A 13,770-nucleotide genomic window follows, 5' to 3' on the forward strand; every position below is an offset into this window, starting at 1 on the left:
TACGGCGGACGCCGGCACACCCCGGCCCTCAAGTTATCGATGAAAGGAAATCCGGTGGCACAGAAGGTTCAGGTCCTTCTTGTCGACGACCTCGACGGCGGCGAGGCGGACGAGACCGTGACGTTCGCGTTGGACGGCAAGACGTACGAGATCGATCTCACCACCGCCAATGCGGACAAGCTCCGCAGCCTTCTCGAGCCTTACGTGAAGGGCGGTCGGCGTACCGGGGGCCGCGCTTCGGGTGGGCGCGGAAAGGCGCGCGCTTCTTCCGGCGGCAGCCAGGACACCGCGGCCATCCGCGCCTGGGCGAAGGCGAACGGTTACGAGGTCAACGACCGCGGGCGCGTCCCCGCGTCCATCCGCGAGGCCTACGAGAACGCCAACGGCTGACAGCGGGGCCCCCGGCCTCGCGGGGCCGGACGGAAGACGGCGGGCACCGCGCCCGCGCCGTCACGGGGGCCTGTGGCGCAACAACCGGCGGCTATGCGCACACGCGCCGCAGCCGGACCCGGTGCACCTGCGTCACCACCGTGTTCACCAGCCGTACGAGATCGGGGGCGCCGTCACGGCCCCCCATCGCCGACAGCGTCGGCAGCGAGGCCTCGACCTCGCACCCCGGCTCGGGGGGCCGCAGCCACACGGCGGCCCCCTGCGAACCGCCGTGGCCGTGCCCCGGGGGAAGCGGCCGGGCGGCGGGAACGTCCCCGCCGGGAGGCCGGGGGGCGTCCATGAGGCCGCCCGCGCCGATCGCGGCCAGGTCCAGCTCCAGCGAGCCCCACTCCAGCCAGTCCAGCAGCCCCGGCAGCTCCTCCGCGCTGCCCGCGGCCACCAGCAGCCGCATCCGGCTGCCCTGCACCGCCACCGGGAACCCCCGGCCGGCGCGCCCCAGGCGCTCCAGCGCCGCGTGCCCCGCCTCGGCCGGCAGGTCCAGGACGTCGAAGCGCTCCCCCACCGCCAGACGCACCGGAAGCCCGGGCGCCGTCGGCCAGCCCAGCACCTTCTCGTACCAGAGCCGGACCTCGTCGCCCGGCTCGGGAGACCGGCGGGCGAGCGGCCGGCGGGGGAGCGACCGACAGGGGGGCGGCCGACGGGGGAACGGGACCGGGCCGGGGGCGGTGCCAACCATGTCCGGCGCAACCGCCGGGAGACGCTCCGGGTTACGCTGGGTGCCGCTTCGTGTCCGCAGGGTGTCGAACGAGGGGGCGTGCGGGGATGTGCGGGGGCGCAAGGTTGTTCGCCCGTAGCGGAGGGAACCCGTGCACTCGGCATGGACCGTCCGTAGCAGCGGGTAAGACATCCCTAGTGGGAGGGGGCGACACGCAGGGCGGCAGGTCTTCCGTTCGCCACGGGCGTACTGGCGAAGGGGGTAACTGCCTGGCCTGCGGGAACATCGTCTCGCACCATCGGGTTGGAGCAGATGTCGGCGTTCGGGGTCAGGAGGCCATCGACGGTGTCGGCAGTTGGAATGAGCGGTCCCCGCTTGCGGGACTAAGCTGCGGAAGGACAGGGAGGGGAAGTTCCCCCCACTGCCTGACCGCTCTGAGGAGCGATTAACGATGTTCGAGAGGTTCACCGACCGCGCGCGGCGGGTTGTCGTCCTGGCTCAGGAAGAAGCCCGGATGCTCAACCACAACTACATCGGCACCGAGCACATCCTCCTGGGCCTGATCCACGAGGGTGAGGGTGTCGCCGCCAAGGCCCTTGAGAGCCTCGGGATTTCGCTCGAGGCGGTCCGCCAGCAGGTGGAGGAGATCATCGGGCAGGGCCAGCAGGCCCCGTCGGGTCACATCCCCTTCACCCCCCGTGCCAAGAAGGTCCTGGAGCTGTCGCTCCGCGAGGCCCTTCAGCTGGGTCACAACTACATCGGCACGGAGCACATCCTGCTCGGCCTGATCCGTGAGGGCGAGGGCGTCGCCGCCCAGGTCCTGGTCAAGCTGGGCGCCGATCTCAACCGGGTGCGGCAGCAGGTCATCCAGCTGCTCTCCGGTTACCAGGGCAAGGAGACCGCCACCGCCGGCGGTCCTGCCGAGGGCACGCCCTCCACGTCCCTGGTCCTCGACCAGTTCGGCCGGAATCTCACCCAGGCCGCTCGTGAGTCCAAGCTCGACCCGGTCATCGGGCGCGAGAAGGAGATCGAGCGGGTCATGCAGGTGCTGTCCCGCCGTACCAAGAACAACCCGGTGCTCATCGGTGAGCCCGGCGTCGGCAAGACCGCCGTCGTCGAGGGCCTCGCGCAGGCCATCGTCAAGGGCGAGGTGCCCGAGACCCTCAAGGACAAGCACCTCTACACCCTGGACCTCGGCGCCCTGGTCGCCGGCTCCCGCTACCGCGGTGACTTCGAGGAGCGCCTGAAGAAGGTGCTCAAGGAGATCCGCACCCGCGGCGACATCATCCTGTTCATCGACGAGCTGCACACGCTGGTCGGTGCGGGTGCCGCCGAGGGCGCCATCGACGCGGCCTCCATCCTGAAGCCGATGCTGGCCCGCGGCGAGCTGCAGACCATCGGTGCGACCACGCTGGACGAGTACCGCAAGCACCTGGAGAAGGACGCGGCCCTGGAGCGCCGCTTCCAGCCCATCCAGGTCGCGGAGCCGTCCCTGCCGCACACGATCGAGATCCTCAAGGGTCTGCGTGACCGGTACGAGGCCCACCACCGCGTCTCCATCACGGACGAGGCGCTGGTCCAGGCCGCCACCCTGGCCGACCGGTACATCTCGGACCGCTTCCTGCCGGACAAGGCGATCGACCTGATCGACGAGGCCGGTTCCCGGATGCGCATCCGCCGGATGACCGCGCCGCCGGACCTGCGCGAGTTCGACGAGAAGATCGCCGGTGTCCGCCGGGACAAGGAGTCCGCGATCGACTCGCAGGACTTCGAGAAGGCCGCCTCCCTGCGCGACAAGGAGAAGCAGCTCCTGGCCGCCAAGGCCAAGCGGGAGAAGGAGTGGAAGGCCGGCGACATGGACGTCGTCGCCGAGGTCGACGGCGAGCTGATCGCCGAGGTCCTCGCCACGGCGACGGGCATCCCGGTCTTCAAGCTCACGGAGGAGGAGTCCAGCCGTCTGCTCCGCATGGAGGACGAGCTGCACAAGCGGGTCATCGGCCAGGACGACGCCGTCAAGGCGCTGTCCAAGGCGATCCGCCGCACCCGTGCGGGTCTGAAGGACCCGAAGCGTCCGGGTGGCTCGTTCATCTTCGCCGGCCCCTCCGGTGTCGGTAAGACCGAGCTGTCCAAGGCGCTCGCGGAGTTCCTCTTCGGTGACGAGGACGCGCTGATCTCCCTCGACATGTCGGAGTTCAGCGAGAAGCACACGGTCTCGCGTCTCTTCGGTTCGCCCCCCGGCTACGTGGGCTACGAGGAGGGCGGTCAGCTGACGGAGAAGGTGCGCCGCAAGCCGTTCTCGGTCGTCCTCTTCGACGAGGTCGAGAAGGCCCACCCGGACATCTTCAACTCGCTGCTGCAGATCCTGGAGGACGGTCGCCTGACCGACTCCCAGGGCCGGGTCGTGGACTTCAAGAACACGGTCATCATCATGACGACCAACCTCGGCACCCGGGACATCTCCAAGGGCTTCAACCTGGGCTTCGCCGCCGCGGGCGACACGAAGACCAACTACGAGCGCATGAAGAACAAGGTGTCGGACGAGCTCAAGCAGCACTTCCGGCCCGAGTTCCTCAACCGCGTCGACGACGTGGTGGTCTTCCCGCAGCTGACGCAGAACGACATCCTCCGGATCGTCGACCTGATGATCGGCAAGGTGGACGAGCGCCTGAAGGACCGGGACATGGGCATCGAGCTCTCCCAGTCCGCCAAGGAGCTGCTGTCCAGGAAGGGCTACGACCCCGTGCTGGGCGCCCGGCCGCTGCGCCGGACCATCCAGCGCGAGATCGAGGACTCGCTGTCGGAGAAGATCCTCTTCGGCGAGCTGCGTCCCGGTCACATCGTGGTCGTGGACACCGAGGGCGAGGGCGAGTCCCAGACCTTCACCTTCCGCGGTGAGGAGAAGTCGGCCCTGCCCGACGTCCCGCCGATCGAGCAGGCGGCCGGCGGGACCGGACCGAACCTGAGCAAGGACGCGTAACCCCCCAGGGGTGAGCCGAGAGAGGGGCTGCCGCAGGACTCCGTTCCCGTGGCAGCCCCTCTTCGTCACGTCAGCGTTCGTACAGGGTCACGTCGGCGTCGGGGAAGAGCGGCTGGAAGTCGGTCACCGGGAAGGAATGTCCCGGCCTGTTCCGGAGGACCACGGAATGCAGTCCGGGCAGCCGGGGCGCCAGTGCGGCGAGGTGCTCGGTCCCCTCCATCGCGTAGACCTGGAGCACTTGGACGCCGGGCAGCTCGGGCATGCAGCCGATGGAGGCCGGCAGGTCCCGGATGATCGCCGCGTTCAGATACAGGTGGGTGAGTCCCGGCAGTGCGGCGACCTCCCGCCAGTCGGCCGCCGTCAGCTCCGTGGCCAGCGGCCCGAGGCTGAGCGTGTGCAGTGTCTTCCAGTGACCGAGCCCGCGCAGCCCGGTCGCGTTCGTGCTGTCGCCGCCGAGGAAGAGGAAATCCAGCGGAGCCCCGGCCGGCAGCGCCTCGGTGAGTCCGGGGCCGGGCAGTTCCTGGACCACGGAGAGCAGGTTCAGTGACGGCAGGTCCCGCAGCCCCGTCAGGTCGGCGACGGGGTCGAGGACGAGTTCGGTGAGGTGCAGCGGCGACAGCCGCTCCAGGCCCCTCGCGTTCGGGCACTCGGAGAGCGTCAGCCTGCCCAGCGAGGTGAAACGCCGCAGGGCGTCCAGGTCCGTCAGCAGCGGGTTCTCGCGGAAGCGGAGCTCGGTCACCGCCGCGGGCTCGGGCACGGCGGCCGCGATGTCCTCGATCTGGTGCCGGCCCGAGACGTCCAGCCTGGTCCAGGGACGCATCCGGGCGAGGGCCGCGAGCTGGGCGGGTGTCTCGCAGTCGAGGAAGAGACCGGTACGGTCGAGGTGGTCCAGGACCTCGTCCGCGTACTCCTCGGTGCCGAACCGGTGCCAGGTGCCGGCGAGTTGCCGCCGGACGCCGAGGTCCGGATGGTCCCGGAAGCGGCGCAGCACGGCGAGCGCCCCGTCGGGCTCCTCCCGGCCCAGGACCGAGGCGGTGACCGTGACGCCCAGCGCCTCCTCGGCCGTCAGCCTCTCCGGCCCCGGCAGCAGCTCCAGCACCAGGGGACCGGCTCCCGCCAGTTCCCACGCGGCCTCGACCGTGCGCGGCGGGATCAGTTCGGCGGCCCGGTCCTCCACCTCCGTCCGCACCACCGGGTCCAGCGCCGTCGTGTGCTCCAGACAGGCCAGTGCCAGCAGCGTGAGCCGGGGCGTGTCCTCGGCCAGCAGCCCCCTCAGCACGGCGGCGCGTTCACGGGGCCGGGCGTGCGCCACGGCCATGCGGATGACGTCCTCCCACTGGGTGTCGCCGGCACGGCCGACGAGGACGGGGAGGTGGCCCTCCTCCACGGCGTACCGGGCCGCCAGGTAGTCCTGGAAGGTGCGGTGGACGAAGTCCACGACCCCCTCGGCGGGGCGGCGCAGCACCCCGCTGCGCAGCAGCAGGGTCCGCAGCACCGCCGACACGTCCCCCTGCCCAGCGGCCGACGCCAGGCTGGGCAGCGCCCGCTCCACGATTCCCTCGGCCGTCTCCACGGCCATCTCGCTCCGGCCGCTCAGCACCATGGCGTAAGCGATGCGTTGGAGCAGTTCGAGCTGGGCCTCCTCGCCCAGGTCCGGACCTTCGACCGTGCCCATGCCCCGTTCCCGGTCCCGGCGGGCGAGCAGCATGGTGAGGGCCGCGTCGTACAACTCCTTGCGTCCGGTGGGCAGGTAGCCGCGACGCTCGCGGTGCAGGGCGCAGATCAGTCCGCACATCAGGGGGTTGGTGGCGAGGCGGGACAGATCGCGCTTGGTGCGCAGGGAGTCCAGCAGTGGCTGCTCGTACTCCGGGGCGCGCGCCGCCTCGTGCCAGCGGTGGACGAAGGTGGCGACCTCCGTCCGGCCCATCGCCGCCAGGGAGAGCTCCCGGAAGCCCTCCTGCGACAGCCAGTCGGCGCGTACGGCGGTGGGGCGGGTGGTCAGCAGCCAGCGGTTGCCGGGATAGGCGTGGATGAGGCCGCGCAGCCAGTCCCGGGTGGCGTGGCGGTCGGCTTCCGGGACCTCGTCCAGACCGTCGACCAGGACCAGCGCCCGGCCCGTGGTCAGGACGCGTTCCGCCCAGCCGTCCGGTGGGGACAGCGGGCAGCCGACCGCGCTCAGGAAGGCGGCCGGGGCGGGCAGCGGGCCGGTCCGGACCAGGGTGCGCAGCGGGAGGACGTACGGGATGCGTGTCCCCTCGCGCGCCGCGGTCACCGCCAGCCACTGCACCAGGGTCGTCTTGCCGGAGCCCGCGTCGCCGCGCAGCAGCACCCTGGGTTTCCTGTCCAGCGTCTCGTCGGCGGGCATCCGTACGGTGCGTCCGGACGCGTCCTCGCCGGACACGGCGTCCCGGTCGTCCTCCCGGTCGGTGGTCGCCTCCAGCGTGAGGTAGGCGACCTCCAGCGGCCACCGGTCCGGGGAGTCACGCAGGTCGATGCCGTAGATGGTGAGGTGGTTGTGCCGCTCGGCGACGTAGGGCAGGTACCGGCGCTCGAAGGCGGTGTCCCGGGCGTCCGGACGGGGCGTGCGGGTGATCAGCTCGTCGACCTTCGCGATCAGCTCGGCCTGGCCGCGGGTCTGTTGCACCAGGGTGCGGGCCACGAAGGTGGAGCGGCGGGTGAAGAACTCCAGGACGTGCAGGCAGGCCCACTGCGTCGCCGAGTCGAGGAAGACGCAGGCGTCCGCGGTCAGGCCGTCCGGCGGCGGGGCCTGGCGGTGCAGCCGCCGGGCGAGTTCGTGGCTGCCCAGCCGTACGGCCTGGACGTCGTCCATGTCCAGGTCGCCGAGGGCGAGCAGCCGACGGGCCAGGGCGTCGGTCACGGCCGTTTCCTCGTCCGGCGGGAACGGCCGCTCGCCCGGTGAGGCCACGGCCTCCGCCACCAACCGGCCGGCGAGCCTGTGGACCTCCTTCTCGCCCAGCGTGCGCTTCTCGCCCCGGAAGGACACCAGGTCCGTCAGCCGGACGGGCTTGTCCACGAGCCCGGCACCGGGCCCGTCCGGTACGAAGAGCTTGCGCACCAGCGGGCGGATCAGGCTGGACGCCAGCCTGCCGCCCAGGACCGCGGGCTCCAACCGCCTCACCCCCGTGAACGCGCGTCGGCGTGAACGGGGGTGAGACTACCCGGAGTCGGGCGGTCGGTCAGGAGAGCTGCCCGTCGTAGTCCGGCAGCTTGAAGGTCTTCTCGGCGTGGCCGCCCGACAGGTCGGTGGGGCTGTTGCCGATGTTGGCGATGATCGTGTAGCCCTTCGACTCGATGTCGACGCGCTGGGCCGTCTTGTAGTCGGCCACGTTCTTGAAGAGGTCGAAGAACCCGCGCACGTAGAGCCCGGAGGACTCGTAGCCCGCCCGGTCGAGGTTGTACGCGGTGGGCGCGTGGATGATGCCCGGGCGGGCGGTCACGAAGAACAGGGCGACGCCGCGCTCCTGGGCGTACTCGGCGGCCTCCAGGACGGGCGCGTTGGCGGGCTGCGGGAAGCTGAAGCCGAAGTCCGTCTCCAGGGCGGTGTTGTCGATGTCGAGGACGATCGCCTGCTTCTCGCCCGGCTTCGGGTTCGCGATCCGCTGCTTCAGGTAGGGCAGCGCCTGGTCCATGACCGCCCGGCAGTCCTTCTGCCAGGTGTCGTAGTCGACGTCCGCCGCGGCGGCCGTGGTGGCCGCGGCGGCGGCCACGGGGGCGCCGGAGGGCGTCGCGGCCTCGGCGGGGGCGGCCAGGGCCACCAGGGCCGCGGCCGAGACGGCGGTCACCGATACACGGCGGGACCAGGAGCGTCGGCTTCTCATGTCGTGGGGGTCCTCTCACGTCCGTAATGCTGCCAACGTGTCGTGTGCATGTTCGTGAGCGAGGGTGACGCGAGGTGAACCGTAGGGTTACCGGACGGTAGGCAGCTAGAGGCGTGCGCCACATTTGTGTGTTGTCCGGATCCGACTCCCGGTGACAAGCCGCACAGGTGAAATGTCCGGTACTAGCCGGAATAGTGGAGAAGCGGCGAAAATGAAAACGGACATTTGCCGCAAAGGTCTGATCGATCGGCCTGAAATGGGGGTTTCGTCCCATTCAGGTGCTCTGTCAAGAGACGTGCATCTCATGCCATGAGTACGAAGTTGGGCCGTAGATCACCGTTTTGGGGCTTTCTGGGCGGAGGGGTTACCAAGGGATGGCCACCGCGGCGAGGACCTGTTTCGCCGGTGGCTTTCCCATGTCCCCTCCCCCATGAGGTTTCGATGTCCCAGCGCGTCACGTCCCGTTCCTCCCGTACGTCCCTGATCCGCACCCGCGCGGCCGTGCTGGCCGCCGGCCTGGGGGCCTCGGCCGTGATGGGAGCCGGGGTCGCGGCCGCCGCCGACACCACGGCCGCGTCCGGTGTCGCCAGTGCCGTCCAGGCGCAGGCCGCCGCCCAGGCCAAGGCTGCGAAGGCCCAGGCCGCCGAGGTCAAGAAGGCCGCCGAGGCGAAGAAGGCGGCTCAGGCCGCGAAGGCCGCCCAGGCCAAGAAGGCCGCTCAGGCCGCCGTCAAGAAGCAGGCGTCCTGGGTCGACCCGGTGAAGAGCTACAAGCTCTCCGCGAGCTTCGCCCAGAACGGCGGCATGTGGGCGTCCAAGCACAGCGGCCAGGACTACGCCGTCCCGACCGGCACCCCGGTCCTGGCCACGCACGGCGGCACCGTCGTCAAGGCCGGCCCCAACGGCGCCGGTGACGGTCCCGCGTACGGCAACGCCGTCGTGATCAAGCACGCCAACGGCGTGTACTCCCAGTACGCCCACCTGTCGCAGGTCAACGTCAAGATCGGCCAGATCGTCAAGACCGGCCAGAAGATCGCCCTGTCCGGCAACACCGGCAACTCCAGCGGTCCGCACCTGCACTTCGAGATCCGCACGACCCCGAACTACGGCTCGGCGATCGACCCGATGCAGTTCCTGCGCTCCAAGGGCGTCCGGGCCTGAGGTCCCACGGGATCCACGACCCCGTAGGGCCGGGCTCCAGGGCCCCCGGTGGCATCCGCCACCGGGGGCCCTCGCGTACGCCGGGCCGGGCCCGGTGTCAGACCCCCGTGCCACCATCGGTCGCATGGACAAGGCGCGACAGCTGCGGCTGGCCAAGGACGCGATGGACCGGGACTGGGCGGACCCGGACCTCGACCTGGAGGCGATCGCCGCGCACGCCGGGTACTCGCGCTACCACTTCCTGCGCGCCTTCAAGGAGGCGTACGGCGAGACGCCCGGCCAGTACCTGACGCACCGCCGTATCGAGCGCGCCGAGGACCTGCTGCGCACCGCCGGCCTGTCCGTGACGGAGATCTGCCACCTGGTCGGCTTCAGCAGCCTGGGCACGTTCTCGGCGCGGTTCAAGACCTGGACCGGCCTCACCCCCAGTGAGTACCGGGCCCGGCACGTGGGCCGGGGGGCCGCCCTCGTCCCGGGCTGTTACGCCATGCTCTGGGCCGGTGGCTTCAGGCCCGCGCCCGGCAGGGCGGCGGTACGGCGCAATTCCGGAGAAGCGGGCTGAGGGCGGCGCTGCCTACGGTGACAGGGCAGTGCAGGAACGGCCGCGAACAGGAGCACGTCATGATCAACGGTCTCGCCGTCTCCACCGTCTGGGTCCTCGACCAGGACCGGGCGAAGGAGTTCTACACCGAGAAGCTGGGCCTGGAGGTCCGCACCGACATGACCGTGGGCGAGGGCGGCATGCGCTGGCTCACCGTCGGCTCGCCGAACCAGCCCGACGTCGAGCTGACCCTGATGGTGCCCGGCGGCCCGGCCATGGACCCCGAGTCCGCCGAGATGATCAGGAAGCTGGTCGCCAAGGGCGCGCTCGGCGCGGGCGTGCTGACCACCGACGACGTCCACGGCGACTACGCCAAGCTCAAGGACCGCGGGGTGGAGTTCCTCCAGGAGCCGCAGGAGCGCCCGTACGGCACGGAGGCGCTGTTCCGCGACGACTCCGGCAACTGGTTCTCCTTCACGCAGCGCCGCGAGGGCGGCCTCGACACGGACAAGGAGTGGTGCTGACCGGCAGTGCCCTCACTGGGGCAGCACCGGGTAGCTCCCCGTGTTCGTCGGCGCGTGCTCCGGCAGCCACAGCACGGCGACCGCGCCCTCGGCCGGCACCTCGTCCGGTGCCCCCGCCGGCCGTACGTTGCGGAAGGTCAGCCGGGCGCCCAGCACCCGGGCCTGTCCCGCCGCGATGGTCAGCCCCAGGCCGTGTCCGCGGCCGGCCCGGTCCTTGCTGCCGGTGCGGAAGCGGCTCGGCCCTTCGGCGAGCAGGTCCGCGGGGAAGCCGGGCCCGTGGTCGCGGACCCGGATCACCCGGCCCTCGACGGTGACCTCGACGGGCGGCCTGCCGTGCCGGGCGGCGTTGGCGAGCAGGTTGAACAGCACGCGTTCCAGGCGCCGCGGGTCGGTGGTGACCTCCGACTCGTGCACCACGCGCACCGTGACGTCCGGGTCCTTCGCCGCGACCCGCCGGGCGACGAACTCGCCCAGCAGGATGTCCTGCAGCTCGGCGCGCTCGGAGGCGCCGTCCAGCCGGGCCACCTCCAGGACGTCCTCGACGAGGGTGCGCATGGCCTTGGCCCGGTCCAGCACCAGTTCCGTCGGCCGGCCCGGCGGCAGCAGTTCGGCGGCGGTCAGCAGCCCGGTCACCGGGGTGCGCAGCTCGTGCGCGATGTCGGCGGTGACCCGGCGCTCGGCCTCCAGCCGCTGGCGCAGCGCGTCCGCCATGGCGTCCACGGCGCTGGCCAGGTCGTCGGTCTCGTCGCGGACGACCCCGCCGATGGCCTCCCGCACCCGCACGTCCGTCTCGCCGCTCGCGACCCGGTTGGCGGCGGTGGCCGCCTTGCGCAGCCGGCGCGACAGATGGCCGCCGATCAGCACACCGAGCGCGCTGCCGCCCAGGACGACCGCGATCGAACCGATCACCAGGGCCCGGTCGAGGTCCTTGAGGATGTTCGAGCTGCGGTCGGTGAAACCGGAGTGCAGGGACATCACGTGCCCGTTCTTCAGCGGCACCGCCGCCCAGATGTCCGGCGCCCCGCCCGGCCGGTCGGCCACATAGGTCGCCCGCCGGCCCGCCTCGGCCTTCTCCCGGAGCTCCTCGGGCAGTTCCGGATCGTCGATCTTGGTGCCGGGGAAGTTCAGCCGGCCCGACAGCTCGTAGTTGCGCTGGGCGATCATGATGCGCTCGTCGGCGAGGTCGCGCGCGTTGTCCAGCATCGACACCCGGGCCGCGTTGTGCACGACCAGGCTCAGCGCGATCGCCACCAGCGCGCCGACCAGCGCGATGGCCGCGCTGAGCTTCCACCGCAGGCCCGCACCGATGCCCGCCCGGTCGATGCAGGACGCCACCAGGCGCCGGAAGTACCCCCCCATCCGCCCGCTCAGGCCTTCAGTTTGTAGCCGAAGCCGCGGACCGTCTCGATCCGGTCCTGGCCGATCTTCGTGCGCAGCCGCTGCACGTGGACGTCGACGACCCGGGTGTCACCGCCCCAGCCGTACTCCCACACGCGTTCGAGCAGCTTGTCGCGGGAGAGGACGGTGCCCGGCGCCGAGGAGAACTCCAGCAGCAGCCGCATCTCGGTCGGCGTCAGCGCCACCGGTTCCCCGGCCCTGCGCACCTCCATGCCCTCGGTGTCGATCTCCAGCTCGCCGAAGGAGAGCACACCCCCGGAGTCCGCGGCGGCCGGTTCCCCCCGGCCGCCGTTCGCCCGCCCGAAGCGGCGCAGCACCGCGCGGATCCGGGCGACCAGGACGGCACCGTCGAACGGCTTGGTCACGTAGTCGTCGGCGCCCGCCTCCAGGCCCAGCACGACGTCGATGGAGTCGGCGCGCGCCGACAGCATGATCACCGGGACCATCGACTCGTCGCGGATGCGCCGGCACAGGCTGACCCCGTCGAGGCCGGGGACCATGACGTCGAGGAGCGCGATGTCGGGACGGTCCGCCCGGAACGCCTCCAGGCCGGACAGGCCGTCGGGCATCGCGGTGACCGCGAAGCCGTCCCGCTCCAGGGCGAGCTGGGTGGCCTCGCGGATGACGTCGTCGTCCTCGACGAACAGGACGTGGGTCTGGTCTGCCATCCCGGTGCTCTCAGTTCTCGTTTCGGTCTCGGGCCCGTGCGGGCGCTTTTCCCCGCCCGACCGACGGACGCGGGGGCCGTGCGGCGGGTTCACCCGTACATCGGCCCGGGCGGCCCCTCCGGTTCACGCTGTGATCCATGTCTCAGTCGTCGGGCATCGGCGTCGGCTCCACGCCGGCCACCTTGCCGTAGTCGTTGTGCGTGCGGTACTCCTCGGCGAACCGGCCCGCGGCCCAGCGGTACGTGATCACGTTCTCGCCGGACGGGCTCGACACCGGGTCGCCCCGGTCGTACACCTGATTGGTCACCACCAGGTCCCCGCGGTCGATCTCCGCGTACACCGGGGGCTCCTCGGCCTTGAACACGTTCACGTACGCGCCGTCCTCGTCGCGGTACACGTACGCGCCGATACCCACGGCGTCTCCGCAGGTCAGCACGTTGACGACGACGTCGTCGGCGGTTCCTCCGGTGAGGTTGCCGTAGCTCACGTCGACGGGGTACTCGTCGGCGACGCACGGCTCGAGCTCCCGCTTGACCTCGGCCGAGACCGCCGGGTCGGCCTTGACCAGCCGGACCGCGTCCACCTGGTCGGGAACCACGGCGGGCGCGCGCGAGGGCGCGGCGGCGCTCGCCACCGAGTCCGCGTGCGCCGGTCCCTCGTCCCGCGCGCCGGTGCCGCCGGTGCCGCAGCCGGCGGCGAAAAGGCCCGCGACGGCGAGCACGGCCGTCGCCGTGGTCGCCGCCCGGGCGGTGGTCCGGGTCTCCGTGTGCCCCGCGCCGGTCAGGCCGCGCAACGCTCCCGCTCCTCACGCTCCAGCGCGCGTGCGTCCAGATCGCGCGCTTCCAGCTCCTCGCGGAGCCGGGCCAGCGCCCGGTGCAGCGTGCTCTTGACCGTTCCGGCCGACATGCCGAGGGCGGCGGCCGTCTCCTCCGTGGACATCTGCTCCCAGTGTCGCAGCACCACGACACTGCGCTGCTTCGGGGCGAGCACCTTCAGTATGTCCATGAGCAGGGCGCGGTCGGCGTGCTGCTCGGTGGCGTCGTCCACGCAGGACTCCGGGAGCTGCTCGGTCGGCACCTCCTCCAGCTTGCGGGCGCGCCACCACTCGGTCCGCGTGTTGATCATGACGCGGCGCAGATAGGCGTCGGCCAGCCGCTTGTCCTCGATGGTCTCCCAGCGGCCGTACGTCCGGACCAGCGCGGTCTGCAGCAGGTCCTGCGCGTCGACGGGGTCCGGGACCAGGCGGCGGGCACTGCGCAGCAGCGCGTCCTGCCGGGTGCGGACGTACTCCTCGAACTCGAGCACCTCGCCCTGCGCCATGGTGAACCGCCTCCCGCTCCCCGTTCCGGCCCGCCCGTGCGTGCCGGCTGCACTGCCTGTGATCCGTGGTCGTCGTGCCCTTGCCGGGCATGCGAACGAAGGTACGGAGGCGTTGTCACGGCACTGTGCGAAGCAGCCTGCGGGCAGCCTGCGGCTGTCCGTCGGTTGTGTAACGGAAGGGGGAACGGGGTGGATCGGTGCGGTGATTGAGGCGGTTATGAGGTGATCCGGGCGGCCGGC

Annotated in this window: 12 protein-coding genes; 5 read left to right on the forward strand and 7 right to left on the reverse strand. The window is 71.4% G+C overall.

The features are described 5' to 3' along the window. Nucleotides 1-54: 54 nt before the first annotated feature. The gene (locus RIN80_RS22745) at nt 55-390 is read left to right on the forward strand and encodes an Lsr2 family protein (RefSeq protein ID WP_309097506.1); all 336 of its coding nucleotides are present in this window, start codon (nt 55-57) and stop codon (nt 388-390) included. A 91-nt stretch (nt 391-481) separates the two neighbouring features. Here the strand turns inward: RIN80_RS22745 and RIN80_RS22750 are convergent, their stop codons facing one another. Next, nucleotides 482-1,126 (reverse strand): SCO3374 family protein, encoded by a 645-nt coding sequence (locus tag RIN80_RS22750; protein ID WP_309097495.1) that lies wholly within the window; start codon nt 1,124-1,126, stop codon nt 482-484. A gap of 430 nt (nt 1,127-1,556) precedes the next feature. Between RIN80_RS22750 and RIN80_RS22755 the strand changes: the two genes are divergently transcribed. After that, nucleotides 1,557-4,082, forward strand: a complete 2,526-nt coding sequence (locus tag RIN80_RS22755) for an ATP-dependent Clp protease ATP-binding subunit (protein WP_309097496.1) — start codon at nt 1,557-1,559, stop codon at nt 4,080-4,082. A 70-nt stretch (nt 4,083-4,152) separates the two neighbouring features. Here the strand turns inward: RIN80_RS22755 and RIN80_RS22760 are convergent, their stop codons facing one another. After that, a complete protein-coding gene (locus tag RIN80_RS22760; protein ID WP_309097497.1) occupies nt 4,153-7,212 on the reverse strand; it encodes an NACHT domain-containing protein in 3,060 nt (1,019 codons plus the stop codon). Between the two features lie 67 nt (nt 7,213-7,279). Further along, complete coding sequence (locus RIN80_RS22765; protein ID WP_309097498.1) at nt 7,280-7,921, reverse strand: HAD family acid phosphatase; 642 nt, start codon at nt 7,919-7,921, stop codon at nt 7,280-7,282. 441 nt (nt 7,922-8,362) lie between these two features. On the opposite strand from RIN80_RS22765, the gene RIN80_RS22770 reads away from it, so the two are divergent. From RIN80_RS22770 to RIN80_RS22780, 3 genes are all read left to right on the forward strand, one after another. Beyond that, entirely contained in the window at nt 8,363-9,079 is a 717-nt protein-coding gene (locus RIN80_RS22770) for a M23 family metallopeptidase (RefSeq protein WP_309097499.1), read from the forward strand. 124 nt (nt 9,080-9,203) lie between these two features. Continuing rightward, nucleotides 9,204-9,641, forward strand: a complete 438-nt coding sequence (locus RIN80_RS22775) for a helix-turn-helix transcriptional regulator (RefSeq protein ID WP_309097500.1) — start codon at nt 9,204-9,206, stop codon at nt 9,639-9,641. 59 nt (nt 9,642-9,700) lie between these two features. After that, nucleotides 9,701-10,144: a VOC family protein gene (locus RIN80_RS22780; protein WP_309097501.1), complete on the forward strand. Its 444-nt coding sequence runs from the start codon at nt 9,701-9,703 to the stop codon at nt 10,142-10,144. Between the two features lie 12 nt (nt 10,145-10,156). Here RIN80_RS22780 and cseC read toward each other — a convergent pair whose 3' ends face one another. From cseC to RIN80_RS22800, 4 genes are all read right to left on the reverse strand, one after another. Continuing rightward, nucleotides 10,157-11,503 (reverse strand): two-component system sensor histidine kinase CseC, encoded by a 1,347-nt coding sequence (cseC, locus tag RIN80_RS22785; RefSeq protein ID WP_309097502.1) that lies wholly within the window; start codon nt 11,501-11,503, stop codon nt 10,157-10,159. An 8-nt stretch (nt 11,504-11,511) separates the two neighbouring features. Beyond that, nucleotides 11,512-12,210: a two-component system response regulator CseB gene (gene cseB / locus RIN80_RS22790; RefSeq protein ID WP_309097503.1), complete on the reverse strand. Its 699-nt coding sequence runs from the start codon at nt 12,208-12,210 to the stop codon at nt 11,512-11,514. A 142-nt stretch (nt 12,211-12,352) separates the two neighbouring features. Beyond that, nucleotides 12,353-13,003 (reverse strand): hypothetical protein, encoded by a 651-nt coding sequence (locus tag RIN80_RS22795; RefSeq protein ID WP_309097504.1) that lies wholly within the window; start codon nt 13,001-13,003, stop codon nt 12,353-12,355. After that, entirely contained in the window at nt 12,991-13,530 is a 540-nt protein-coding gene (locus RIN80_RS22800) for a SigE family RNA polymerase sigma factor (RefSeq protein ID WP_309097505.1), read from the reverse strand. Before RIN80_RS22800 ends, RIN80_RS22795 begins: the two co-directional genes overlap by 13 nt. Between the last annotated feature and the right edge of the window lie 240 nt (nt 13,531-13,770).

This window comes from Streptomyces sp. (assembly GCF_031181705.1).
GTDB lineage: Bacteria > Actinomycetota > Actinomycetes > Streptomycetales > Streptomycetaceae > Streptomyces.